This window comes from Peribacillus simplex (genome assembly GCF_001578185.1).
GTDB lineage: Bacteria > Bacillota > Bacilli > Bacillales > DSM-1321 > Peribacillus > Peribacillus simplex_A.
The window spans coordinates 1,473,819-1,496,717 of sequence record NZ_CP011008.1 but is presented as its reverse complement, the minus strand read 5'-3'; the positions used below and the strand labels follow the sequence as shown (position 1 = coordinate 1,496,717).

Annotated in this window: 22 protein-coding genes, 3 pseudogenes and 2 other annotated features; of the genes and pseudogenes, 5 read left to right on the top strand and 20 right to left on the bottom strand. The window is 40.2% G+C overall.

From position 1 onward, the window contains the following. Window positions 1-366: 366 nt before the first annotated feature. Entirely contained in the window at window positions 367-564 is a 198-nt protein-coding gene (locus UP17_RS07025) for a hypothetical protein (protein ID WP_034314018.1), read from the bottom strand. 199 nt (window positions 565-763) lie between these two features. Here UP17_RS07025 and UP17_RS07020 point away from each other — a divergent pair, with 199 nt between their 5' ends. Further along, window positions 764-1,384, top strand: a complete 621-nt coding sequence (locus UP17_RS07020) for a YktB family protein (protein ID WP_061462281.1) — start codon at window positions 764-766, stop codon at window positions 1,382-1,384. 83 nt (window positions 1,385-1,467) lie between these two features. Here UP17_RS07020 and trpA read toward each other — a convergent pair whose 3' ends face one another. The 9 genes from trpA to UP17_RS06975 all read right to left on the bottom strand — a co-directional run bounded on the left by trpA (window position 1,468) and on the right by UP17_RS06975 (window position 9,878). Then, on the bottom strand, window positions 1,468-2,247 hold the full coding sequence (trpA, locus tag UP17_RS07015; protein WP_061462280.1) for a tryptophan synthase subunit alpha: 780 nt from the start codon (window positions 2,245-2,247) through the stop codon (window positions 1,468-1,470). After that, window positions 2,240-3,445, bottom strand: a complete 1,206-nt coding sequence (trpB, locus tag UP17_RS07010) for a tryptophan synthase subunit beta (RefSeq protein ID WP_061462279.1) — start codon at window positions 3,443-3,445, stop codon at window positions 2,240-2,242. The genes trpA and trpB overlap by 8 nt, the downstream gene beginning before the upstream one ends. Before the next feature lie 4 nt (window positions 3,446-3,449). Continuing rightward, window positions 3,450-4,064, bottom strand: coding sequence for a phosphoribosylanthranilate isomerase (locus tag UP17_RS07005; protein WP_061462278.1), 615 nt, complete (start codon window positions 4,062-4,064; stop codon window positions 3,450-3,452). Between the two features lie 10 nt (window positions 4,065-4,074). Beyond that, window positions 4,075-4,854: an indole-3-glycerol phosphate synthase TrpC gene (gene trpC, locus UP17_RS07000; RefSeq protein ID WP_061462277.1), complete on the bottom strand. Its 780-nt coding sequence runs from the start codon at window positions 4,852-4,854 to the stop codon at window positions 4,075-4,077. Then, window positions 4,855-5,877 carry an anthranilate phosphoribosyltransferase gene (gene trpD / locus UP17_RS06995; protein WP_061462276.1) on the bottom strand — a complete coding sequence of 341 codons (1,023 nt, stop codon included), beginning with the start codon at window positions 5,875-5,877 and terminating at the stop codon, window positions 4,855-4,857. It lies immediately after the preceding gene. A 22-nt stretch (window positions 5,878-5,899) separates the two neighbouring features. Continuing rightward, window positions 5,900-6,505, bottom strand: a complete 606-nt coding sequence (locus UP17_RS06990; RefSeq protein ID WP_061462275.1) for an anthranilate synthase component II — start codon at window positions 6,503-6,505, stop codon at window positions 5,900-5,902. Continuing rightward, on the bottom strand, window positions 6,502-7,896 hold the full coding sequence (trpE, locus tag UP17_RS06985) for an anthranilate synthase component I (protein ID WP_061462274.1): 1,395 nt from the start codon (window positions 7,894-7,896) through the stop codon (window positions 6,502-6,504). The genes UP17_RS06990 and trpE overlap by 4 nt, the downstream gene beginning before the upstream one ends. A gap of 116 nt (window positions 7,897-8,012) precedes the next feature. Beyond that, window positions 8,013-8,249, bottom strand: a binding site (T-box leader). A 36-nt stretch (window positions 8,250-8,285) separates the two neighbouring features. Beyond that, window positions 8,286-8,516 (bottom strand) — a binding site (T-box leader). Between the two features lie 69 nt (window positions 8,517-8,585). Continuing rightward, window positions 8,586-8,861 carry a UPF0223 family protein gene (locus UP17_RS06980; RefSeq protein ID WP_061462273.1) on the bottom strand — a complete coding sequence of 92 codons (276 nt, stop codon included), beginning with the start codon at window positions 8,859-8,861 and terminating at the stop codon, window positions 8,586-8,588. Between the two features lie 57 nt (window positions 8,862-8,918). Then, window positions 8,919-9,878 carry an NAD(P)H-dependent flavin oxidoreductase gene (locus UP17_RS06975; RefSeq protein ID WP_061462272.1) on the bottom strand — a complete coding sequence of 320 codons (960 nt, stop codon included), beginning with the start codon at window positions 9,876-9,878 and terminating at the stop codon, window positions 8,919-8,921. A gap of 406 nt (window positions 9,879-10,284) precedes the next feature. On the opposite strand from UP17_RS06975, the gene UP17_RS06970 reads away from it, so the two are divergent. Then, a complete protein-coding gene (locus UP17_RS06970; RefSeq protein WP_061462271.1) occupies window positions 10,285-11,742 on the top strand; it encodes an aminotransferase class I/II-fold pyridoxal phosphate-dependent enzyme in 1,458 nt (485 codons plus the stop codon). Window positions 11,743-11,926: 184 nt separating this feature from the next. On the opposite strand, the gene UP17_RS26175 is transcribed toward UP17_RS06970, so the two are convergent. Further along, a complete protein-coding gene (locus UP17_RS26175) occupies window positions 11,927-12,052 on the bottom strand; it encodes a GapA-binding peptide SR1P (protein WP_081108747.1) in 126 nt (41 codons plus the stop codon). A gap of 308 nt (window positions 12,053-12,360) precedes the next feature. On the opposite strand from UP17_RS26175, the gene UP17_RS06965 reads away from it, so the two are divergent. Beyond that, the gene (locus UP17_RS06965; protein ID WP_061462270.1) at window positions 12,361-12,795 is read left to right on the top strand and encodes a DUF1885 family protein; all 435 of its coding nucleotides are present in this window, start codon (window positions 12,361-12,363) and stop codon (window positions 12,793-12,795) included. A 26-nt stretch (window positions 12,796-12,821) separates the two neighbouring features. On the opposite strand, the gene UP17_RS06960 is transcribed toward UP17_RS06965, so the two are convergent. The 8 genes and pseudogenes from UP17_RS06960 to UP17_RS06930 form a co-directional block, all read right to left on the bottom strand. After that, on the bottom strand, window positions 12,822-13,592 hold the full coding sequence (locus UP17_RS06960; protein WP_081108987.1) for a polysaccharide deacetylase family protein: 771 nt from the start codon (window positions 13,590-13,592) through the stop codon (window positions 12,822-12,824). A gap of 103 nt (window positions 13,593-13,695) precedes the next feature. Next, window positions 13,696-13,953, bottom strand: a complete 258-nt coding sequence (locus UP17_RS06955) for a hypothetical protein (RefSeq protein ID WP_309145510.1) — start codon at window positions 13,951-13,953, stop codon at window positions 13,696-13,698. A gap of 265 nt (window positions 13,954-14,218) precedes the next feature. After that, complete coding sequence (lpdA, locus tag UP17_RS06950) at window positions 14,219-15,631, bottom strand: dihydrolipoyl dehydrogenase (RefSeq protein WP_061462268.1); 1,413 nt, start codon at window positions 15,629-15,631, stop codon at window positions 14,219-14,221. Window positions 15,632-15,634: 3 nt separating this feature from the next. Then, window positions 15,635-16,585: pseudogene (locus tag UP17_RS06945) on the bottom strand (dihydrolipoamide acetyltransferase family protein); the annotation flags it as partial. Window positions 16,586-16,798: 213 nt separating this feature from the next. Continuing rightward, window positions 16,799-16,936 (bottom strand): annotated as a pseudogene (locus UP17_RS29690) (biotin/lipoyl-containing protein); the annotation flags it as partial. 177 nt (window positions 16,937-17,113) lie between these two features. Continuing rightward, a complete protein-coding gene (locus UP17_RS06940; RefSeq protein ID WP_061462266.1) occupies window positions 17,114-18,091 on the bottom strand; it encodes an alpha-ketoacid dehydrogenase subunit beta in 978 nt (325 codons plus the stop codon). 3 nt (window positions 18,092-18,094) lie between these two features. Further along, window positions 18,095-19,210: a pyruvate dehydrogenase (acetyl-transferring) E1 component subunit alpha gene (gene pdhA, locus UP17_RS06935; RefSeq protein WP_061462265.1), complete on the bottom strand. Its 1,116-nt coding sequence runs from the start codon at window positions 19,208-19,210 to the stop codon at window positions 18,095-18,097. A gap of 640 nt (window positions 19,211-19,850) precedes the next feature. Next, on the bottom strand, window positions 19,851-20,513 hold the full coding sequence (locus UP17_RS06930) for a YkyA family protein (protein ID WP_061462264.1): 663 nt from the start codon (window positions 20,511-20,513) through the stop codon (window positions 19,851-19,853). A 267-nt stretch (window positions 20,514-20,780) separates the two neighbouring features. On the opposite strand from UP17_RS06930, the pseudogene UP17_RS28650 reads away from it, so the two are divergent. Next, a pseudogene (locus tag UP17_RS28650) lies at window positions 20,781-20,885 on the top strand (YjcZ family sporulation protein); the annotation flags it as partial. 206 nt (window positions 20,886-21,091) lie between these two features. Beyond that, the gene (gene def / locus UP17_RS06925) at window positions 21,092-21,646 is read left to right on the top strand and encodes a peptide deformylase (RefSeq protein WP_061462263.1); all 555 of its coding nucleotides are present in this window, start codon (window positions 21,092-21,094) and stop codon (window positions 21,644-21,646) included. Window positions 21,647-21,694: 48 nt separating this feature from the next. Here def and UP17_RS06920 read toward each other — a convergent pair whose 3' ends face one another. Next, window positions 21,695-22,462 (bottom strand): Cof-type HAD-IIB family hydrolase, encoded by a 768-nt coding sequence (locus UP17_RS06920; protein ID WP_250211771.1) that lies wholly within the window; start codon window positions 22,460-22,462, stop codon window positions 21,695-21,697. Window positions 22,463-22,899 lie beyond the last annotated feature (437 nt).

Below are 22,899 nucleotides of genomic sequence, written 5' to 3'. Positions count from 1 at the left end.
TACTAAAGATTAAAGCAAATAGAGCTTGTCTTCAAGTTTTTAACATCTTAAATTTTCCATTATTAAAACAAAAATGAGGAATGATGGTTACCTTCCTCACCCATCCATTACGATTTCCCAATCATGAATAAGCCAGTACAAATACTTTCAAATAACTCTATCGGTTCCCTTCCTTATTAAATGGAGCCGCCCCAATGATGCTTGATAAAAAATACGCGGCCTTATATATATTGGACATTTAATGAAAAACGGACACATTATTTTTTAAATAAAATAAGTGTCCGTTCATCTATAATAAAATTCCTTGTATTGAAATTGATTCATTTCTTTCACTCATTCTCCTTCAAGATCTATGCAGCCAATCATTTACAAGGCTTTCAGTTTCAACAGTTCCAACCGGATGCGTTCAAGCCTTTGCTTACATTGTGACCTCTTTTGGTCATTCTCTTCACCAATTGCTTCAAAAAGGGTTGCTAATTCATAGTCCATTTCCATTCTTAACACTGCAGCTCTATGTCTTTCAACTTCTTTAGCTTTTAATGCTTGGTTCATGACTTGTTTCATAATTAACATTCTCCCTTCATCAATTAACTTAATCTTCTGAATTTATTTTATTTTATCATATGACTTCCTACCACAAATAGCAACTAATTTGTGCTTTAACCTATAAGGAATTTTGCAGTGCCCATCCAAATCATATTTTTTAAATTTCACTTTTACTTATGCTACAATATGTGCAGATATTACGGTAGGAGAGATGATTATGAATATAGCTAGTTTTACAGCTGATGATTTTAATGTTTTTAAAATTGATGGATTGGAACCCCGAATGGATGCTTTAAAAGAACATATCCAGCCTAAACTACAAGCTCTTGGAGAGCAATTTTCACAACAACTGTCAGTTTTGACGGGCGATGAAATGTACCCTCACGTCGCAAAGCATGCCAGACGGAAAGTGAATCCTCCTAATGATACATGGGTTGCATTCGCTGCCAACAACAGAGGTTATAAAATGATGCCGCATTTCCAAATTGGGTTGTGGGAAACACATATGTTCATTTGGTACGCCGTCATTTATGAAGCACCTAATAAAATTGAAATCGGAAAGCATCTTGAGCAGCAGGCGGATCGGTTAATGAATAGCATTCCCACCAATTATGTTTGGTCAATGGACCATACAAAACCTGATGTCATTCCTCACGATGGTCTTGGAGTCGATGATTTAAATTCAATGTTCACTCGCCTGCAAACTGTAAAGAAAGCCGAAATCCTATGCGGCATAAGAATTTCCCGTGATGACGCGATTAAGTTAAATGATAATGATTTCATTCAAACCATTCAAGATGCGTTTGAACATCTTTTACCCTTATATAAATTAAATTAAACACCTTTGAGCAGTATTCAGATTGAATTATCGGAATTAAACTGATTAATAAAAAAAGGAGAGCCCTGAAGGCCCTCCTTTCCTTATTTACGCACTAACCCTTTGCTAGCTTGTATCAAGTCACTAATTTGATCTTCTTTACCTGTTTCAAAGCATTCGATGATCTTGCTGCCTACAATGACACCATCGCAGTATTGCATTGCATCACGGACATGATCTGGCGTCGATATGCCGAACCCAGCAAGAACGGGAACGGGACTTAGCTCTTTTACCTTCTTTAAATAGCCTCCAACCTCTTCCCCGAAGGCTTCACGGGCTCCTGTAATGCCTTTGACTGTAACTGCGTAGATAAAACCCTCAGCCCCTGCGGTAATCTCGGTGATACGTTCTTTCGAAGACGTGAGTGTCACAAGTCGAATAAGAACGATCCCTGCAGTTTTGATTGATGAAAAGATAGCTTCTTCTTCAATCGGTAAATCGGGGATGATGCACCCGGAAATTCCTGCTTGAAGACAATCATCCGTAAACTCTTTAAGTCCATATGCCAGGATTGAATTCGAATAACCCATTAAAATAATTGGAATGTTCACATCATCTTTGATTTCCATAACTTTTTTCAGGACATCTTTTAACGTTGTTCCATTATTCAAAGAACGGATGCCAGCCTGTTGGATAACCGGTCCATCTGCGACAGGGTCAGAGAATGGTATTCCTAGTTCAACAGCTGTCGCCCCGTTACTTTCAAGGAAAAGAAGCTGGCTCCTTAAGCGTTCAAGACCGCCATCACCTGCCATAATATAAGGAATGAATGCTTTTTCCTGCTTTATTTGACATTCTTCAAGCGCTTTTGTCAATTTATTCATGTTCACTACCCCCTATTAATGATTGGACTGTTTCTACATCCTTATCACCACGGCCAGACAGGCAAATCACCAGTCCTGTTCCTTTCTCCATTTGTTTAGCAAGTTTTAAACCATAGGAAATGGCATGTGAACTTTCCAAAGCAGGGATGATCCCTTCTTCCCTTGAAAGCATCACTAGAGCTTCCAATGCTTCATCATCGGTTACGGAAGTATACACCACCCGATTGGTATCCTTTAAATAACTATGTTCAGGCCCTACCCCCGGATAATCCAACCCTGCTGAAATTGAATGTGCCTCCTGGATCTGACCGTCCTCGTTCTGCAATACATACATGAATGCCCCGTGGAGCACCCCAGGTTTCCCCTTCGTCAAACTTGAAGCATGTAATGGTGTTTCCAGTCCATGACCTGCCGCTTCCACTCCATATAATTTTACCGTTTCATCCTCAATGAAGGGATAGAACATCCCCATGGCATTACTGCCTCCACCTATGCAAGCGACTACTGCATCCGGAAGGGAATGAACAGTCTCCGAATACTGACGCTTTGTTTCATTCCCTATCACACTTTGAAAATCTCGTACAATAACGGGGAATGGATGCGGTCCAAGTACTGATCCCATTATATAATGGGTGTCATCCACGTTGGCAACCCAATAACGTAACGCCTCATTCACTGCATCCTTCAGTGTCCCGCTTCCTTGTGATACAGATATGACCTTGGCTCCCAAAAGCTCCATCCTGAACACATTCAATTTCTGTCTCCTGATATCTTCTTCTCCCATAAAAATGATGCATTCCAACTTCAGCAAAGCGCACACAGTCGCAGTTGCAACGCCATGCTGACCTGCACCCGTTTCGGCAATCACCTTTTTCTTGCCCATTTTCTGAGTTAGCAAAGCCTGACCGATCGTATTATTAATTTTGTGGGCTCCGGTATGATTCAAGTCCTCACGCTTCAGATAAATATCTGCACCACCCGCTAGTTTCGTTAAGTTCTCCGCAAAATAAAGTGGGGTTTCACGACCGATATATTGTTTCAGGTAATAGCTTAGCTGTTTTTGGAATTCCGGATCCTTTTTAGATTGTTCATATGCATCTTCAAGCTCCATAATCGCCGACATTAAAGTTTCCGGAACGAAACGGCCTCCATACGCTCCAAAATGTCCAGTTTTATCAGGCTGTGTATAAGTACTCATCTATTCATTCCTCTTTTCCGGCTGTATATTTCGCCTCATTTATAAATGCTTTTATTTTTACAGCATCTTTTAATCCGTTTGTTTCAACACCACTAGCTACGTCAACTGCGAATGGTGAAACGGCACTGATCGCTTTTCCGACATTTCCAGGAGTCAGCCCACCCGCTAGAATCACCTTTCCCCGTGGCAGATCCGCTTTTCGGATCATTTCCCAGTCCAAAGTCAGCCCCTTACCAGATGAACCTTTAGGTAGATCCACTAAAATAAAATCTGCTGGGTACTCATGAAGGTTTTCAAGGTCTTGCTCTGATTCGATTGCAAAGGCCTTTATCACCGGTAGGGGCATTCTGCGGGCGAAGCTGGCAGACTCATTGCCATGAAGCTGAATATAATCCAACCCTGCAATTTCAGCACTTTTTATCACTTCTTGTTCTGTTTGATTGGCAAACACTCCGACTTTTTTCACATGTCCAGGTAGATTAGCTCCGAATTCACCTACTAAATCCGGCTCGACTTTCCTGCTACTCTCGGCAAAAATGAATCCAATATAGTCTGCCCCGGATTTAACAGCAGTCTGAGCAGCTGCCAATGTCTTAATCCCACAGATTTTCACTAACATATTAATCTCCTTATATACTCATTTGCAGTTCTGCCATCGTATGTGGAAGATTTGATGAAGTCATAAGCGTCTCCCCGACTAAAATCCCTTTTGCCCCAGCTTCCTTCACACGCATTACGTCTTCTTTTGTCTTGATTCCACTTTCACTGATAATGATGTGGCTTTTTGGATCAAGTAAATTCGCCAGTCGTTCCGTTACAGCCAAATCCACTTTGAAGGTCTTTAGATTCCGATTGTTGATCCCTATGAGCTCTGCGTTTAGTTCGAGCGCTCGTTCCAGTTCGGCTTCATCATGGACTTCTGTTAATACTTCAAGCCCTTTATTTTTTGCATATTGATATAATTCATGAAGGCGTCCTTTAGAAAGTGCTGCGACAATTAATAGAATGATGGTTGCACCACTTTGATAGGCACGATCGATTTGGATTTCATCGATGATGAAATCTTTGCACAACCTGGGAATCCGTATGGCTTCGCTTACGTTTCTCAAATCGGCAATGGATCCTTTAAAGAAAACCTCATCCGTCAATACGGATATCGCTGCCGCTCCTCCCCTTTCATATGAAAGAGCCTGCTCGATTGGATTTACATTGATTTTAATGTCCCCTTTTGAAGGGGACGCCCGTTTTATTTCAGCGATAACCGCCATTGATTTTGCCATTTTCAAATTTTCTACCAGAGATGGTCTGACTATGTTGATCATTACCGAATCATCTAAATCCATTTCTTTTTTTAATTTTGCTACTTCGACCTTTTTCTGTTCGATGATTTTCGTTAAAATATTTTCCATTTACATGACCACCTTATTTCTTTTGCCATAAGCAATTATATTTTCTAACTTTTCAAGAGCCGATCCGCTATCAATGCTTTCTTTGGCCATGGAGATTCCTTTTTTGATCGTTGCTGCCGTACCATGTGCGTATAATCCCAATCCAGCATTCAATAAAACGGTATCACGATAGGCCCCTTTTTCCCCTTTAAGAAGGCGGAGCATAATATCGGCATTTTGTTTGGCGTCACCGCCACGGATGGCATCATTTCCGTAAACCGGCAGATCCACTTCTTCAGGATGCAGCGTAAATGGGATAATGTCCCCTTGTTCCAACAGCACAAGTGAATTTTCACCCTGGAGGCTTGCTTCATCCATAAAACCGGCACCATTGATCACGACCGCACGTGTCCTGCCTAATTTATGCAGGACTTCCGCAAATAGCTCGAGCATATCGCGTCGATTAATTCCCAATAATTGAGTGTCAAGTTGGACTGGGTTTGTCAAAGGTCCGATAAGATTAAATATTGTCGGGATTTTCAATTCTTTTCTGACTTTCATGATTCGTGCAATATTAGGGTGGACGGATGGTGCAAATAGGAATGTGATCCCATTTTCCTCCAACAGTTCTTTTAACATGTAAGGCTCCAAGTACAAATTAACACCTAGCTCTTCCAATACATCCGCACTGCCCGTTTTACTTGAAATGCTGCGGTTTCCATGTTTGGCAACCTTGACACCTGCCCCCGCCAGTACAAAAGCCGATGCGGTACTTATATTGAAGCTTTGTGATCCATCTCCTCCCGTCCCGCAATTATCCATTACATTAAGGGAGCTTGTTTGCACACTTCTTGCTTCTTTTCTCATGACTCGGACAAGGCTTGCTATTTCACCTGCCGTTTCCCCTTTGGATTTTAGGGCTATGATGAAAGCTGAAATTTCGCTTTCGGTGATATCTTTAGAAAATAACGCTTGGGCTGCTCTGCTCATCTCTTCTTCCGTCAATGTTTGACGCTCTGCTAACTTCGCTAAATACTCCTTCACCGCTAACTCCCCCAGTCGTTTTTTATAAAACGGATTTTTCCTTCCCTGATTGGAAGGTTCCGGCAATCTTATAAAATTGATGTAATAATTCCTTGCCGATTTTCGTCCCTATTGATTCAGGGTGGAATTGTAAACCGTATAGCGGGTAATCTTGATGTTTTAGAGCCATGATTTCCCCATCATCCAATGCTACTGCCGTCACAGTCAGTTCCTTTGGCAAACTCGCCCTTTCAACTACGAGGGAATGATATCGCATTACCGGGAATTCTAAGTCCTGTTTGGCAAATACCCCTGTTCCCTCATGCTTGATAACCGATGTTTTCCCGTGCATGATATGTTTTGCCCCAACCACATTCGCACCAAAAACCGCACCAATGGCTTGATGCCCCAAACATATGCCTAAAAGCGGGACCTTTTCATAAAAATTACGGATGATCTCCATACTGATACCGGCATCTTCCGGCCGGCCAGGTCCCGGAGAAATGACGATTGCCATTGGATTCAATTCCTCAATTTCAGCAAGAGTGATTTCGTCATTCCTTTTTACTAAGATTTCATTTTCTACTTCTCCTAAATATTGGTATAAGTTGTAAGTAAAAGAGTCATAGTTATCAATTAATAAAATCATTTTGTGTGAACCTCCATAAGAGCGCGTGCTTTATTTTGTGTTTCTTCATATTCCGTTTTTGGATCTGAATCATATACAATACCTGCTCCTGCCTGTACATATGCCTTGCCATCTTTTATGATCATCGTCCGAATGGCTAAAGCCATATCAAGATCCCCTCCAAAACCTATGAATCCTATCGATCCCGAATACATCCCGCGTTTACAATTTTCCAGTTCATTAATCAGCTCCATTGCCCTGATTTTAGGAGCACCCGAAACTGTCCCAGCAGGGAGGCAGACCGTCAGCGCATCTAAACTCGTGAACCCTTCCCTAAGCTTTCCGCTAACCTTTGAAGCAATATGCATGACATGCTGATATCTTTGAATTTCCATTTCCTCGGTAAGGTGGATTGAACCGATTTCGCAAACCCTGCCAAGATCATTCCTACCCAAATCAACAAGCATCTTATGCTCGGCAAGTTCCTTTTCATCCATCAGCAGGCTTTTTTCGAAGCCTTTATCTTCTTCATCCGTTTTCCCTCTCGGCCGTGTACCGGCAATGGGATTAACATGAACCATTCCTGATGAAACATTGATCAAACTTTCTGGAGACGACCCGATAATGGTATATTCACCAAATTCAATATAAAACATATAAGGAGATGGGTTAGCTAATCGCAGACGACGGTAGGCATCGAAAGGCTCCCCATCGAAGTCCGCCTTAAATCGTTGTGATAAAACAACTTGGAACACCTCACCAGCCACAATCGCCGCTTTAATTTCAAGGACCATTTTCTCGAATTCATCCTGACTGAAATTCGAATTGAATTCCAAATATTCCGACGATATTTCTTTTGACGGTTTGCTTGCCTGATTGATTTTTTCCTTCATCCCCAATAAACTTTTTTCACCATCTTCTTCCGCGGTCAACAGATGAATCTTCTGCAGGACATGGTCGAATATATACAGCTCTTTAAAAAAAAGAAAATGTGCATCAGGCATCTGCAGAGAATCAGGAGGCACCGGGCCAATATTTTCATATAGGCGAATGATATCATAACCCATATATCCGATCGCGCCTCCATTAAATGGAGGAAGATGTACGGGGGCCTCACCTATCTCCACTAACAATTCACTTTTTAGAAACTCGATGATATTGATGCTCTTTACGAATTCGTCACCTGTTTCAGGGTCTTTCACAATTACTTGATCAGCAAGTGAAGTCACCTCCAGGTATGGGTTTGAGCCTAGATAAGAGTAGCGGCCGTTGTCATGATGCGAATTCGAACTTTCCAATAAAAATTTCTGTTCATCATCTAATTTTTGAAATATTGCGATGGGTGTATGAATATCCCCTTCAATTGTTTCCATTTTAAAGCGAAGTATTTTTTTTTCATCCAAATTGTTCATCCCAATTCCCTCCTGAATCTTAAACGATCATGTAAACTGCCGATGAAAACCCTTTTGTTCTCCAATGTATATTGAAAATCCATAAAAAAATCCCCTGCAAACACAAATATGTGTCTGCAGAGGACGGTATACCGCGGTGCCACCTCAAGTTGGAAAAACTCATCATTTTTCCCTCTTAAGCAAGAAATCAAAATTTCTTGCAATACCCTTTAACGGTGGCAGCCGAGTTTCCCTACTTATTTCAAGAAACCACTCATAAGTCCATTCATCTTCTTATATCGTACCGGTTTCCACCTATTCCGGCTCTCTGTAACGCATCTAAAAAGATTACTACTCTTATTCATAGATTTAATTATCATTTTCATAAAAAACGCAAAAAGGGCCCTCATCCAAAGGACGAGGAACCCGTGGTACCACCTTAATTAGCTAAATTAGCTCACTTTACGGCATTAACATGCCTATCTCCAATAACGATGAGATAATCGCCAAAGCCTACTCCGTCCATCCGTTTCGGTTTGGGGCTCGGAAGTCCATTCGCTTAAATTCGTTCACCAGTTTTCAGCAACCACTGGCTCTCTGCAGAACAGCATTAAGGTACTCTTCTTCGTCACTGCCTTTATCTTTTTCTTGATTATTATGTTAAAACAATCTTTTCAGTAAGTCAATGGAGTTCTCTAAAAATTATATTTTTAATTTTTCATTTTTATCCATTCTCCGTCTTCTATTCCTTTTGCCTTCTTAATTACAAGATATGATGAATAGTTGCTGACTGACTCAAACTCATCCGTATACTTTTTCTCATCCGCCTTACCTGGGACTATTTCCTTGAACCTTCGGTAGGCTTTCATAAATTCTTCCTTTTGTATTTTATTTTCATAAGCCTTTTCTACAGCTTCAAAGAATTTGATCACATCTACGATTTCTTCAGTAGACCAATCAAGATCCATTGGATATTGATAATCCATACCCTAAACACGCTCCTTCTAGATAGTTTTTCATGCTGTCCGGCAGACCATGCATCATCAGTCTGCCCATTTTGAACGAATTGCTTCCGCTTGGTAGATAATCCGGCTGATTAGGTCAGCAGTCGATGGTACATCATGAATCAGCCCCATCACTTGTCCAGCCCAGGCATACCCTTCACCTTCAACACCATCATGGATATAACGCTGGTTCGCTTTTCCACTTATGTAATCCTTCAGTTGCTCATATCCGCCATTTTCTTTTTCTATTTCAAGGATCTTTTCAGTCCAGCTATTTGCAATTACCCTGGCTGGGGCACCAATGGACCGCTTAATGACAACGGTATCATTTTCTGTGCCGGAAACCAAGGCATTTTTATATAATTCATGTGCGTGAACACACTCCTTGACTGCTATGAATCGTGTTCCCATCTCGATTCCATCGGCACCAAGTGCCAACGCTGACATCAAACCGCGCCCATCGCCAAAACCACCCGAGGCGATGACTGGAATTTTAACGGAATCCACAACTTGAGGAATTAACACGGAAGTTCCAATATCATCACGGCCTAAATGTCCACCGCCCTCCTGACCAACTACCATCACTGCATCTGCACCAAGCTGTTCAGCCTTAACTGCCTGTCTTCTTGCAGCAACAAGCACCAGTTTTTTCACCTGAGTACCTTTGACGTAATCAAGAAATGGTGAAGGGTTACCGCCTGTTACGGAAACAACTGCGATATCCTCTTTCAAGGCTGCTTCAAGCATGTGTTCATAAGGCCTTCCATGCTGACCGATTGCAAAGTTCACACCAAACGGTTTATCCGTCATTGATTTCGTTTTTCTTATTTCATCTACCAGTTGCTCTGGGTTGTCCAAGGACATGGCCGTTACCTGCCCTAGCCCCCCTGCATTCGAAACTGAAGCAGCCAGGTCTGCATATGCTAAATGAGCCAGTCCCCCTTGTACGATTGGGTATTGAATCCCTAACAAATCGGTCACACGCGTATTCCACTCCAAACTCTCATCTCCCTTTTTAATGGTTTGTTTTATTTATAAGCAATCTATATCACAGCTTTATTATGGCAAATATAATTTACCCGTTCAATTTTTAAACTCATACCCATTCAATATTTATAAAAGAAGAATTCTTGGGTCAATCCAGTTAATACTAGGGATATAGATAATTATAACCGGCTGTTATTTTTATTGGGCCCCAATAACATCAAAGAAATTCAGAAGTTGTTTATGTCAGTACATTAAAGTCACGCTAGGCATTTATTATAAGACGTGCTATAATTCATTTGTTTTATGTCTATCCAAAAGACCATTTGAATGGAATCGGAGAAACATGCGATCGTTAATATTTGGGAGTACATCTCCCCAATATTTCGTACCTATTATATTGAAAAGGGGCTACAAAGAATTGTCACAGAATGAAACACCCTTATACACTGCCTTATTGCAGCACGCAAAAAAAAATCCCGTTCAATTTCATATTCCAGGTCATAAAAAAGGAAAAGGAATGGACGCTGATTTCCGTGATTTTATTGGAGAAAATGCATTATCCATAGATTTAATCAATATAGCACCTCTCGATGATCTCCATCAGCCAAAGGGCATCATTAAACAAGCTCAGGATCTTGCCGCCGAAGCTTTTGGTGCAGATCACACATTCTTTTCCGTTCAAGGAACAAGCGGAGCAATCATGACGATGGTCATGACAGTCTGCGGCCCTGGGGACAAAATCATCGTTCCGAGGAATGTGCATAAATCCGTAATGTCTGCCATTGTATTTTCCGGAGCGGTTCCCGTTTTCATCAATCCTGAAATAGATAAGGACTTGGGCATTTCACACGGAATAACCATCGATGCCGTTGAAAAAACTTTAAGTGAACATAGTGATGCAAAAGGATTGCTTGTAATCAACCCCACCTATTTCGGCATTTCGGCTGATTTGCAAAAAATAGTGGAAGTTGCTCATTCCTACCAAATCCCAGTACTCGTAGATGAAGCACACGGTGTCCATATTCACTTCCATGAGGACTTGCCGATGTCAGCCATGCAAGCCGGAGCAGATATGGCTGCTACGAGTGTTCATAAACTGGGCGGTTCACTAACGGGAAGTTCCATATTAAATGTTAAGAATGGACTGGTTTCTGCAAATCGTGTTCAATCAATACTGAGCATGCTCACTACTACCTCAACCTCCTATATCCTTCTAGCTTCTCTGGATACAGCTAGAAGACAACTTGCGACGGTAGGCAGGGAAATGATCGATGAAGCCATGAATCTTGCAGGATATATCCGTGAGGCCGTGAATGAGATTCCTTATCTATACTGTGTCGGCAGCGAAATCCTAAGCAGTAAGGCAGCCTTTAGTTATGATCCGACTAAACTGATCATTTCCATTAAGGAATTGAATATTACCGGGTACGACGTTGAGAAATGGCTTCGTGAAAAGCATAATATCGAAGTGGAGCTTTCTGACTTGTACAATATCCTTTGCCTTATAACACCGGGGGACTCAAAAACAGAAGCGGACCTGCTGATTGCTGCCCTTAGAGACCTATCGAATGAGTTTAAGGAAATGGCTGCTGAACATGAAAAAATTGAAGTACTGCTTCCTGATACACCGCCACTGGCTTTATCTCCCAGGGAAGCTTTTTATGCAGAAACCGAAGTGGTTCCAATCAAGGAATCCGTCGGCAAAATCAGCGCTGAATTCATCATGGTTTACCCGCCGGGAATCCCGATTTTTATACCCGGAGAACTGATAACCGAAGATAATATCAATTACATCCGGAAGAACATCGAGGCAGGTCTACCAGTTCAAGGTCCAGAGGATCCAGAGATAAAATATTTACGCATCATTAAAAACTGATTGAATTTCATCAAACCGGAGCAGATACCTGCTCTGGTTTTTTTGCCCATTCTATTGTTTCAATTGTAATTGAGCAAAGTGCACTTGTCGAAAACCCCCTTATTAACTCCTATAAAAAGGGTGCTCCAGGTTGCAATCCTGAAACACCCTTAAATTCTATTTATCTTTAAGTTCCTTTTTCCATTTATTTTTCAGAGGCAGCTGTATCACAGCATTGGCAGTTGTGATTGTGTGTATAAAGTACACTTACTTTTTCATCTTCAAAATGTTCAATCGTGCTATTGCAAGTTTGACATACGATAGTTCCCATTTTTACAACCCCTTCCTCTATATTGTATGCATTATTAACGTAATGTAACCGCTTCATATGAATTATAATATAACACATTTATTATTTCAAGCCAAAAAGTATAACATATATATGTTTTCCCATTTAATACATTTGAATTCAAAAAACACAGGGTTCTCGGGGCTGTTTTTTACATATTACACCATTCCAATCCCAGCCAAGCAAATTGAAAATGGAATTTTACCTATAAATATACATATAGATTAGTATATAATACGAACATAAAATGTTAAAATATACTTACATCTATAGATCTAAGGGGGTTCCAAATGACTGAAAATGCCTATATCAAACTTGTTCCCGAGTCCGTGAAAGCGACAGTAACCATCGAAGACGTTAAAGAATTGCTGAATTATTATCAAATGATCACTGCGAAAACCGGAAAGCAACTGGATTGGGACTATGAAAAGAAAGCATTTCCATATGAAATGAAAGAACCTGAAAGAATGAAAGATAAGGCAATATACCTTCAATCCAATGAGGATCGTTACCATATGATATTGATAGGCGTTGACCAAGAAGTCGTTAGGGATGAAGATGGATTAGAGCGGATTCAATCCTATATTCAATTCACACTCCCAGAAACAGCAACTTCCGGTGATAAAGGAAAAGCAAATGAATTGTGCAAGTTCCTTGCAAAGAAATTACGGGCGCAGCTCCATCTCTTCAATAATCGAGTGATGTATTACTATCCAAGGAAATAAAAAACCTGCTGAAGCCGAAAATCAGCTCATGCAGGCGTTTCAATTAATTTTGGATCAAGGATCTTATAACCTTTCTTTTGTAACCCTTTCACGATATCCTCTATCGCTTCACTCGTCCATTTCCGGTCATGCATCAGTAAGTTCGCGCCATTTCCTAAATAAGGGCTGTTCCGCATGATTTCAGTTAAAGCTTTTTTATCTTGATATCCTTTTTCCCAGTCATATCCATATGTCCAATTCATGACCAACATTTTTTCTTTCTCAGCGGCTTTTATTGAATGATCTGTATTCGATCCAAAAGGCGCCCTGAAATACTTAGGGCGTTCCCCGATAATACCCTCAACCAAATTGTTCAATTTTACGATTTCCCTCTCTTGTTCCTTTTCACTCAACTCTTTTAAATTCACATGAGAATATGTATGATTACCGATAGGAAAACCCATTTCATGAATTTCTTTTAGCATCACTTTATTTTCATCATTTTCAAGAAAGTGACCATTCACGAAAAAAATCGCAGGTACCTCGTGTCGTTTAAGGGTTTTGGCAATCTTTAGCGAATATTTATCAGGTGCATCATCAAAGGTTAACAATACAACTTTCGGATTTGCATTCCCAATGGGTTTAAATGACCAATCATCTTTGTCCAACCGATATTCTGCCTTAACATTCATTTCCCCATCTGTTTTTGATGTTTCTACTTTCAGATCTTTCCCGTGCCGGCTTTCATCTTGGACGGTAGTTGCCGTTTCAACACTTTTTTTGATTCTCATGTTCAGTTTGATCGAGATTGGTTTCATTGCAGCCCATAAATAAAAATGATACAAATGTAAATAATACTAATACTTTGTTAATCATAATTCCCCCGTGGATTCTTGTGTCGTTGTTGACCTTACGAAAATTTCAATAAACCGGTACAAGCGTTTCCAATAGGATTTGCAAAATTCCGTAACATAATAAACTTATCACGGTAACAAGCAAGGTGCGCTTATTGGATTTTAAAATCATTTTACCAATGTAAATGGCTAAATAAGAGAAGACCAGAAACATGAATACTTTGAAAACAAATCGATCATTAACGGAAAGCCATTCAACTAATGTATACCCACTCCAAACGATTAGTTGAAAGAGGATTACCAGATAATTTTTCAAGTGATCCACCCCATTTTAATATGAATATATCAGCAATAAACTTTATTGGAAAAAATATTCGTTCAGCAAATCGCTCTTCTTATTTTTTATCCTCTTTTACCTTATTCAAACCTTTTCAAGGAAAAAAGTAAGACGTCCTTTTTATAGCTTATGCCCTTTTTGTCCTTTTCATTTAACTAGTGTAAAGAAAAATTTATGAATTGGGGTAATCCTTCATTTTATCTGGCAAATAAGAAAAAGCGTACTGCATTTGCAGTACGCTTTTATAAAATAATTACTTAATGATGTGAATAGGAGTTCCAAGGGCAACTTCAGCAGCTTCCATTGTGATTTCCCCTAATGTTGGATGTGCATGGATTGTCATGGCGATATCTTCGGCAGTCATTCCCGCTTCGATAGCTAAACCAAGTTCTGCAATCATATCAGAAGCGTTTGGTCCTGCAATTTGTGCTCCTATAACCAATCCGTCTTCTTTGCGAGTGATAAGCTTCACAAATCCGTCCGTATTATTTAATGAAAGGGCACGTCCATTTGCAGCGAATGGGAATTTAGAAGCAAGAGCTTCGATTCCAGCTTCCTTCGCTTCTTTTTCATTATAACCGACAGAAGCAAGTTCCGGTTCAGAGAATACAACAGCCGGAATAGCAAGATAGTCGATTTCAGATGAATGTCCTGCAATGGCTTCAGCAGCAATTTTACCTTCATAAGAAGCTTTATGAGCCAATTGAGGTCCAGAAACGATATCTCCGATTGCATAAATGTTTTTCACGCTTGTACGGCATTGTTTATCCGTTTCGACCAAACCGCGGTCAGTCATTTTGATTCCGACTTGTTCCAAACCGATTTCTGCAGTATTAGGACGACGTCCCACTGTTACTAAAACGTAATCGGCTTCAACTTTTTTCTCTTCGCCTTTTACTTCATAAGTAACGGTTACACCTGTTTCAGTTTCTTCCACGCCTTTAGCATTTGCTTTAGTAACAATTTCAGCGCCCTTGTTTTTAAGGTTACGTTTAACAAGTGCTGCCATTTGTTTTTCAAAGCCTGCAGAAAGAATTTCTTCTGTACCTTCAAGGATGGTCACTTTAGTGCCAAAACTTGCGAACGCTCCGCCAAGCTCAGTACCAATATAACCTCCGCCGATTACCACGATCGAACTTGGAACTTCTTCCAGAGCAAGAGCACCAGTGGAATTAAGTACACGTTTCGTATATTTAAATGACGGAATCTCGATTGGCGATGAACCAGTTGCGATGATTGCGTTTTTAAATGTATATGTTTGGGCTGAGTCTTCATTCATAACGCGGATGCTGTTTTCATCAACGAAGTAAGCTTCGCCAGTTACAACATCAACATTATTACCTTTTAACAGGCTGCTTACACCGCCAGTTAATTTTTTTACAACAGTACCTTTCCAAGCTTGTACTTTAGAAAAATCAACAGTAACTTTTTCTGCAAAGATACCCATGTCTTCTGAATGCTGAGCTTCATGGAAGCGGTGTCCTGCCGAAATTAAAGCTTTCGATGGGATACAGCCTACATTCAAACAAACTCCGCCGATTGTTCCTTTTTCAACGACCGTTACTTTCTGTCCAAGCTGCGCTGCGCGAATTGCGGCAACATATCCCCCTGGGCCTGAACCGATCACTAAAGTATCTGTTTCGATTGGAAAATCTCCTACTACCATTGTTTACGCCTCCATTAACAATAATTCTGGGTCGTTCAATAACTTTTTGATATGATTCAATGCATGCTGAGCAGTAGCCCCATCAATCATGCGGTGATCAAAGCTCAGTGATAATGCCAGAACTGGAGCGGCGATAATTTCCCCGTCGCGTACAATTGCTTTTTCGGCAATGCGTCCAATCCCTAGAATGGCAACTTCTGGATGATTGATTACAGGTGTGAACCATTGACCGCCTGCGGAACCGATATTCGTAATGGAGCAAGAAGCACCTTTCATTTCGTTAGGAGCCAATTTGCCGTCACGGGCTTTCGTCGCTAATTCATTAATTTCTTGTGAAATAGCAAAAGTTGATTTACGATCTGCATCTTTTACAACTGGAACGAGCAGTCCTTTGTCTGTGTCTGCTGCAATTCCGATATTGTAATAGTGTTTATGGATAATCTCACTAGCCTCATCATCAAATGATGTGTTTAGCATAGGGAATTCACGCAATGCACTTGTTAACGCTTTAACAACATAAGGTAGGAAAGTAAGCTTGATTCCTTTTTCTGCAGCAATTCCCTTGAATTTTTTACGGTGAGCAACCAATAGCGTCACATCGATTTCATCCATTAATGTTACATGTGGAGCTGTTTGTTTGGATTTAACCATTGCTTTGGCGATCGCTTTTCTCATACCGCTCATTTTCTCGCGAGTTTCAGGATATTGCCCTTCTGGAATTGAAACTTTTTGTTTTTCGGTTTTTTCCGTATCAGTTTGTTGTGAAGCTTCACTTTGAGCTGCTGGTTGCTGTGGAGCCGTTTTGCCGTTTTTGAAAGCATCGATGTCATCTTTCATGATGCGGCCGTTATCCCCAGAACCAGAAATCTCACGAATATTTACCCCTTGTTCGCGTGCATATTTTCTAACAGAAGGCATGGCGATAATACGACGTGAAGGATCCGCCTCAACTTGTGGTTGTGATCCCGCGCCCGTTTCTGCACTATTTTCTTGAACCGGAGCAGCCTCTTTCTTGACTTCCTGTCCAGCTTCAGCTGTAGCTTGAACCTGGGCCTCCGTATTCTTAGCACCTTCTGCCTTCGCTTCTTCTCCATGATCCCCTTTAAACTGAAGATCTTCATATCCTGGAGCATCGAATGTTACAAGTACATCACCTACAACGGCAACCGTTCCTTCTTGAACAAGGATTTCTTCAACGGTACCTTCCACTGGTGATGGGATTTCAACAACGGCCTTATCGTTTTGAACCTCGCAAAGCACGTCATCTTCTTGAATCTTATCTCCTGGTTTTACAAACCATTTCACTATTTCACCTTCGTGTATACCTTCTCCGATATCAGGGAGTCTAAATTGGAATGCCACTGAGTTCAACCTCCTATATTAAATCATACTTAGTGCTTTGAATAAAGTCCTTTATCTTGCATTACCGTTAATGCGAAATTACTTTCTCAAGCAGGACATTCATTCCATTGCTTAAGATTGTTAAAACTTCAAGACTTTAGTCGCCGTTTCAATAATGTCTTTATAATTAGGGAGCCATACTGTTTCAGCTTGTGAAAACGCGAATACCGTATCAGCAGCCGCCACACGCAGTACTGGAGCATCCAAGCTCAAAATGGCACGTTCGTTAATTTCCGCGACAACATTCGCTGCTATACCAGCTTGCTTTTGTGCTTCTTGAACAACGATTGCGCGTCCTGTTTTTTCTACAGAAGCAATGATTGTATCAATATCCAATGGAGATACAGTCCGTAAGTCGACCACTTCTACGGAATGACCTTCCTTAGCCAATTCTTCAGCTGCCTTGATTGATTCTTGTACCATCGCACCATACGTAATAATGGATAAATCCGTTCCTTCTCTTTTCACATCCGCTTTTCCTAATGGAATTGTATATTCTTCCTCAGGAACTTCCTGACGGAAAGAGCGGTACAATTTCATGTGCTCAAGGAAAATGACAGGGTCATTATCACGAATCGCCGAAATCAATAAGCCTTTAGCATCGTAAGGAGTGGAAGGGATAACTACCTTTAACCCAGGTTGCTGAGCCATTAAACCTTCTAAGCTATCAGCGTGCATTTCCGGAGTATGCACTCCGCCTCCAAAAGGTGAGCGAATTGTAACCGGCGCACTGTAACGTCCGCCTGAACGGTAGCGCATACGAGCAAGCTGACCGCTTACGGAGTCCATTACTTCATATATGAAACCGAAGAATTGTATTTCAGGAACAGGACGGAAACCTTGCAAGGAAAGACCGACAGCTAATCCACCGATTCCGGATTCAGCTAGAGGTGTATCAAATACACGATCTTCGCCGAATTCTTTTTGAAGATTTTCCGTTGCACGGAAAACTCCTCCATTAAGACCAACATCTTCTCCAAAAACGAGTACATTCTCGTCATTTTTTAGTTCTGTACGTAATGCTTCTGTAATTGCTTGAATCATCGTCAATTGAGCCATGGCTTACTTCGACTCCTTCTCTTTATAAATTTCATATTGTTCTTTTAAGTTATAAGGCATTTCTTCATACATGTTTTCAATAAGGTCTGTAACCTTTTGCTTAGGTTCTGCATCAGCCTTTTTGATTGCTTCTTTAATATCGTCTTTTGCTTTTTCTATTGTTTCGTTCTCTAATTCTTCATTCCAGAGTTTTTTGTTTTCCAAGAACTTGCGGAAACGAACCAATGGATCTTTTAATTCCCACTCATTATCCATATCTGAAGTACGGTAACGTGTCGGGTCATCCCCAGCCATCGTATGTGGTCCATAACGGTAAGTTAATGTTTCAATCAATGTAGGGCCTTCACCATTAATTGCACGTTCACGCGCTTCTTTAACTGCTGTATAAACAGCCAATGCATCCATACCATCAACTTGGATGCCAGGAATACCTGCAGCCACACCCTTTTGGGCCAATGTTTTCGATGCTGATTGTAAATCAACCGGAGTTGAGATTGCGAAATGGTTATTTTGCACGATGAAGATAGCTGGCGCTTTAAATGCACCTGCAAAGTTAATTCCCTCATAGAAGTCACCTTGTGAGGTTCCACCGTCACCGGTATAAGTGATTGCTACAGCTTTTTTTCCGCGTTTCTTCATACCAAGTGCCACTCCGGCAGCTTGGATATATTGAGCACCGATAATGATTTGAGGGGAAATCACATTGACATCTTCAGGAATTTGATTTCCTTTAAAATGTCCCCGAGAGAATAAGAATGCTTGCCAAAGCGGCAGGCCATGCCAAACGATTTGCGGCACGTCACGGTAACCTGGAAGAATGAAATCCTCTTTTTCCAATGCATACTGGGAAGCGATCTGAGAAGCTTCTTGACCGGCAGTCGGTGCATAGAACCCTAATCTGCCTTGGCGGTTCAGTGATATAGAACGTTGATCCAAAATGCGGGTATAAACCATACGTTGCATTAATTCCTGCAGTTGTTCATCACTTAAATCAGGCATTGCCGCTTCGTTAACGACTTCTCCCTCTTCATTTAAAATTTGGAAAGTTTCAAATTGTTCTTCCACTTTCTTAAGCTGATCTTGAACATTAATTTTAGCTTGTTTAGTTTTTTGAGCCATTTGGCACCTCATCCTTTCATTAAAAAGGTTTGCTATTATTATTCTCTAAAGCAAAGATAGTTTGCTTTATAGTTTCTTCAACAATTCATTGTTTTATTTTTCCCTTAAGACCAATCCCTCAAACGTGGATATGCTTAATATGTCTCAATCTTATTCTGTACCATAAAAAAAATCAAGGAAAATGATACAAGAACTTTTACAGATTTAGTTTACAAGATGAATTAACATCAAGTCAATCACTTGGAGTTCCTTATTTTTTTGATTTACGAGAATCTACAATACTCACACTTCTTCTCTGTATCAGTTTTCGTTTTACAGCTGTACTATTAATCCCCCACCATTTTTCAATTTATGGATGAATAAAGATAATATTTCAATCCCTCAGCCTATCCAATCGATTCCAAAACCGCTTTAACTAAAGGCATTTGAGCCTTTAAGATAATATTCTAAAAAAATATTCAAACGCTTTCATATCAGTCTGCTGTTAGATTTTCTATTTTCATTTTTTTTTAGTACAGGTACTGAAATTCACCTTCGGCTATCTGCATTTAAAAATCATTCTAGAATTTTTCAGTTTATAGAAAACTGGATCCACAAAAAATGGGCTGTGAGTGAGGATCACAGCCCATCATTACTTATATTATTTTGTTGAGTCAGCCATTTCTATGCCCGAACTGTCATAAAAACTTTCTTTTTTTTGATTGGACTTTACCGTTAATGCATTAAATTGCTCATTCGCTTTCAAAACTTTTGTATAGGAAGTATTGATTTTCTCGATTTGTCCTTGTAATTCATCCATTTTCAAATCCTCTTTTTTAAACAGTTCATATAATTCACGATCATTTGCCAGACTTTGCTGATAGGCATCATATAAGTTGTCGTAGGTGCTATAACGTTCACTCATGACCTTTTTCATTTCAGTCGCTTCTTTTTTTACCTTTTCATCCTCTATTTTCCCGATTTGTTCATCTATCTTATTAAATTGTTCTTTCGAGGATTGCATGCTGCTTTGTTCCTTTTCAATTATTTCCTCCCTTTGGTCAATATTTTTAGTTGCTTCATCTGAAAGCTCGACGATTTGTTCATACTCTTCCAAGCCAAGTTTAATGATTTTCTCATACTGTTCTTTTTCTTTTTTCTCCAAATCATTAAGTGGCTCCTGATTCTCGGTGAAATCACTTTCCTTTTCTGCAGTTTTCTCTAGGATCTTGTGGATTCTTTCTTCCGGTGAACCATTAAAACAACCGGTCAAGATCGCTAAAAAAAGAAGTAAAATAACATATGGACCAAAACGCTTCAACATAGACAGCTCCTTCTGATAGTTCTTTGTAGATTCATATTTCTCTAAATTTCTGTTTAAGCACAGACACTTGTACCAATCATATTCCGAACATGAATTTTTCATTACTGGGCGTAAGCCTACACCCTTTAAACCATACTGCATAGGCTGTAGGGACCGTTTCAAATCAGAGTGGTCAACATTTTAATAATACAAAAACGGAGGTATGAAATTATGTATGGAGGTTACAACCAGGATTGTTGTTATCCGGTTTCCGTTGAACCCAGCTTTGGTTACGGTGGTCAATGTGGTGGAGGCTGCGGCTTTGGAAGCGGCTTCGCCCTAATCATCGTCCTGTTCATTCTGCTCATCATTGTCGGCGCTTGCTTTTGCTAAACAGATAATTACTTTTACCTTTACCCGAAAATGTTATCTATTTACCCTATTCACAAAAAAATTTCTATTTTTTTTAAAAAGACCTCAACAAATAATGGCTGGGATAGGAATTTGTCGACCGATTCCATCCCTCCCATTAACTTTCAGCATTTTTTTTGTTAAAATAACCTATACATATTATAAGAATTTCTATGGGGTGAAAGATTATGCTTACTATGGATGATTTTGTTAAGGAAGACGATCCGATATTAAGGAAAGTCGCGCTGGAGGTTCCACTTCCGGCGTCAGATGAAGATAAGCAACTTTTAGCTAGCTTGATGGAATACGTCCAAAACAGCCAAAAGCCCGATATTGCTGCTTTATACGGGTTAAGGGCAGGAATCGGCTTGGCTGCACCACAGGTTAATGTTTCAAAAAGGATGATTGCGGTCCATTTGAAAGAAAAAGATGATCAACTGTATAGCTATGCACTTTTCAACCCAAAACTCATTAGTCATTCAGTGGAGAAAGCATACTTGACATCCGGAGAAGGCTGTCTTTCCGTTAATCGACCCGTTTCTGGCTATGTACCACGTTATGCTCGAATAACGGTTGTGGGTACGGACCTGGAAGAAAATTCGGTTCAGCTCCGCCTTAAAGGCACCGCAGCCATTTGCTTTCAACATGAAATCGACCATCTTAATGGAATCATGTTTTATGATCATATCAATCAGGAAGAACCCTATGCGGTTCCGGAAAATTCCATTGCGGTGGAAAGGTAACGTATAAGCGACAAAAACTCCCGTCTTTTGGTTGACGGGAGTTTTTATTTAAATCAGTTCAAGTTCCTTCAAACCAAAAAGTATGCCATCATCATCGACATCCTTCGTTACAAAGTCGGCCTCTTGCTTCACAAGTTGACCGGCATTCCCCATTGCCACGCCATATCCCGCTACTTTTAACATTTCTATATCATTTAAGCCATCTCCAAAGGCGTAAACATCTTCAAGAGCAAACCCGACTTTATCCATTAATATTTTAATACCTTCAGCTTTTGAACCCCCGAATGGAAGTACATCCGTCGAGTATTCATGCCATCTAATAAAGTGAAAGTCATTATATTTCCCAACAAAATTCCCTTCTTCATCTTCCGAGCAGAATAATAAGGCCTGGTATATTTCATGGTCCTCATAAAAGTCTGCCACATGTTCAGGGTGTGGGAACTTCAAGGTGCTTAATGCTTCTTCAATTCTGCTATGATGTGGGACACTCGATTTCATTGTCTCCTCATTCATGAAAACGATTGGTATTTTATTATTTTCAGCATGTTCGTGAAGCCTTTTTATCTCAGGTATGCTCAAAGGGTTTTTATAAACGACTTTCCCTTCAAAAACAACGTATTGTCCATTGAAACTAACGAATGTATCGATGCCCAGTTCTTCCCTTAAAGACTCGAACATAAATGGTGCCCTTCCAGTGGCAATCGCTACGAAAACCCCGCTATCCTGTAATTGCTTAATGGCTTTTTTCGTTGAAGCAGGTAACTTTTTTTCATGATCAAGCAATGTTCCGTCAATATCAAAAAATACGATTTTCACTAACGATTCACTTCCAATTCATTCATTTTTCCTTTTTTAATATGTACCCATTTAATAATTGTCATCAAGATAAGTCAAGTAACTCTACCGAATTCCACTCAAAGTTACGGTTTGTATTCAAGAATGAGCATATACTATTCTTAATAGAACTAAAACTCAGGTTTTCCATCTTACACTTCCCCCTTCCTTCTTGCCTCTGAAATCACAGTTGTCGGTATGAATGTGCCTTTTTTTTCAAAAATGGGCCAAGTACTTGTAAAGACATATTTACATTATTGAATAATCCTATACAATAATAACTAAGGGAGCGTGATCGCCATGTTAAAAAAGCTTCGTAAAAAGCTTGTTAAACAGTGGAATGATCTTTTAAGAAAAAAATCTATCGCATGATTTGCCATTCATATCCTGCCATGGCCGTCATCCATATGCGAATTTTT

What these genes read in the sequence shown, in the direction of transcription:
- trpB (WP_061462279.1), bottom strand. Translation starts at nt 3,445, where the DNA reads ATGAGTACTTATACACAGCCTGATAAAACTGGACATTTTGGAGCGTAT.
- trpC (WP_061462277.1), bottom strand. Translation starts at nt 4,854, where the DNA reads ATGGAAAATATTTTAACGAAAATCATCGAACAGAAAAAGGTCGAAGTA.
- UP17_RS06990 (WP_061462275.1), bottom strand. Translation starts at nt 6,505, where the DNA reads ATGATTTTATTAATTGATAACTATGACTCTTTTACTTACAACTTATAC.
- trpA (WP_061462280.1), bottom strand. Translation starts at nt 2,247, where the DNA reads ATGAATAAATTGACAAAAGCGCTTGAAGAATGTCAAATAAAGCAGGAA.
- UP17_RS06930 (WP_061462264.1), bottom strand. Translation starts at nt 20,513, where the DNA reads ATGTTGAAGCGTTTTGGTCCATATGTTATTTTACTTCTTTTTTTAGCG.
- def (WP_061462263.1), top strand. Translation starts at nt 21,092, where the DNA reads ATGCTTACTATGGATGATTTTGTTAAGGAAGACGATCCGATATTAAGG.
- lpdA (WP_061462268.1), bottom strand. Translation starts at nt 15,631, where the DNA reads ATGGTAGTAGGAGATTTTCCAATCGAAACAGATACTTTAGTGATCGGT.
- UP17_RS07025 (WP_034314018.1), bottom strand. Translation starts at nt 564, where the DNA reads ATGAAACAAGTCATGAACCAAGCATTAAAAGCTAAAGAAGTTGAAAGA.
- UP17_RS07005 (WP_061462278.1), bottom strand. Translation starts at nt 4,064, where the DNA reads ATGTTAGTGAAAATCTGTGGGATTAAGACATTGGCAGCTGCTCAGACT.
- UP17_RS06980 (WP_061462273.1), bottom strand. Translation starts at nt 8,861, where the DNA reads ATGGATTATCAATATCCAATGGATCTTGATTGGTCTACTGAAGAAATC.
- UP17_RS07020 (WP_061462281.1), top strand. Translation starts at nt 764, where the DNA reads ATGAATATAGCTAGTTTTACAGCTGATGATTTTAATGTTTTTAAAATT.
- UP17_RS26175 (WP_081108747.1), bottom strand. Translation starts at nt 12,052, where the DNA reads ATGGGAACTATCGTATGTCAAACTTGCAATAGCACGATTGAACATTTT.
- pdhA (WP_061462265.1), bottom strand. Translation starts at nt 19,210, where the DNA reads ATGGCTCAAAAAACTAAACAAGCTAAAATTAATGTTCAAGATCAGCTT.
- UP17_RS06965 (WP_061462270.1), top strand. Translation starts at nt 12,361, where the DNA reads ATGACTGAAAATGCCTATATCAAACTTGTTCCCGAGTCCGTGAAAGCG.
- UP17_RS06960 (WP_081108987.1), bottom strand. Translation starts at nt 13,592, where the DNA reads ATGAAACCAATCTCGATCAAACTGAACATGAGAATCAAAAAAAGTGTT.
- UP17_RS06940 (WP_061462266.1), bottom strand. Translation starts at nt 18,091, where the DNA reads ATGGCTCAATTGACGATGATTCAAGCAATTACAGAAGCATTACGTACA.
- trpE (WP_061462274.1), bottom strand. Translation starts at nt 7,896, where the DNA reads ATGAACAATTTGGATGAAAAAAAAATACTTCGCTTTAAAATGGAAACA.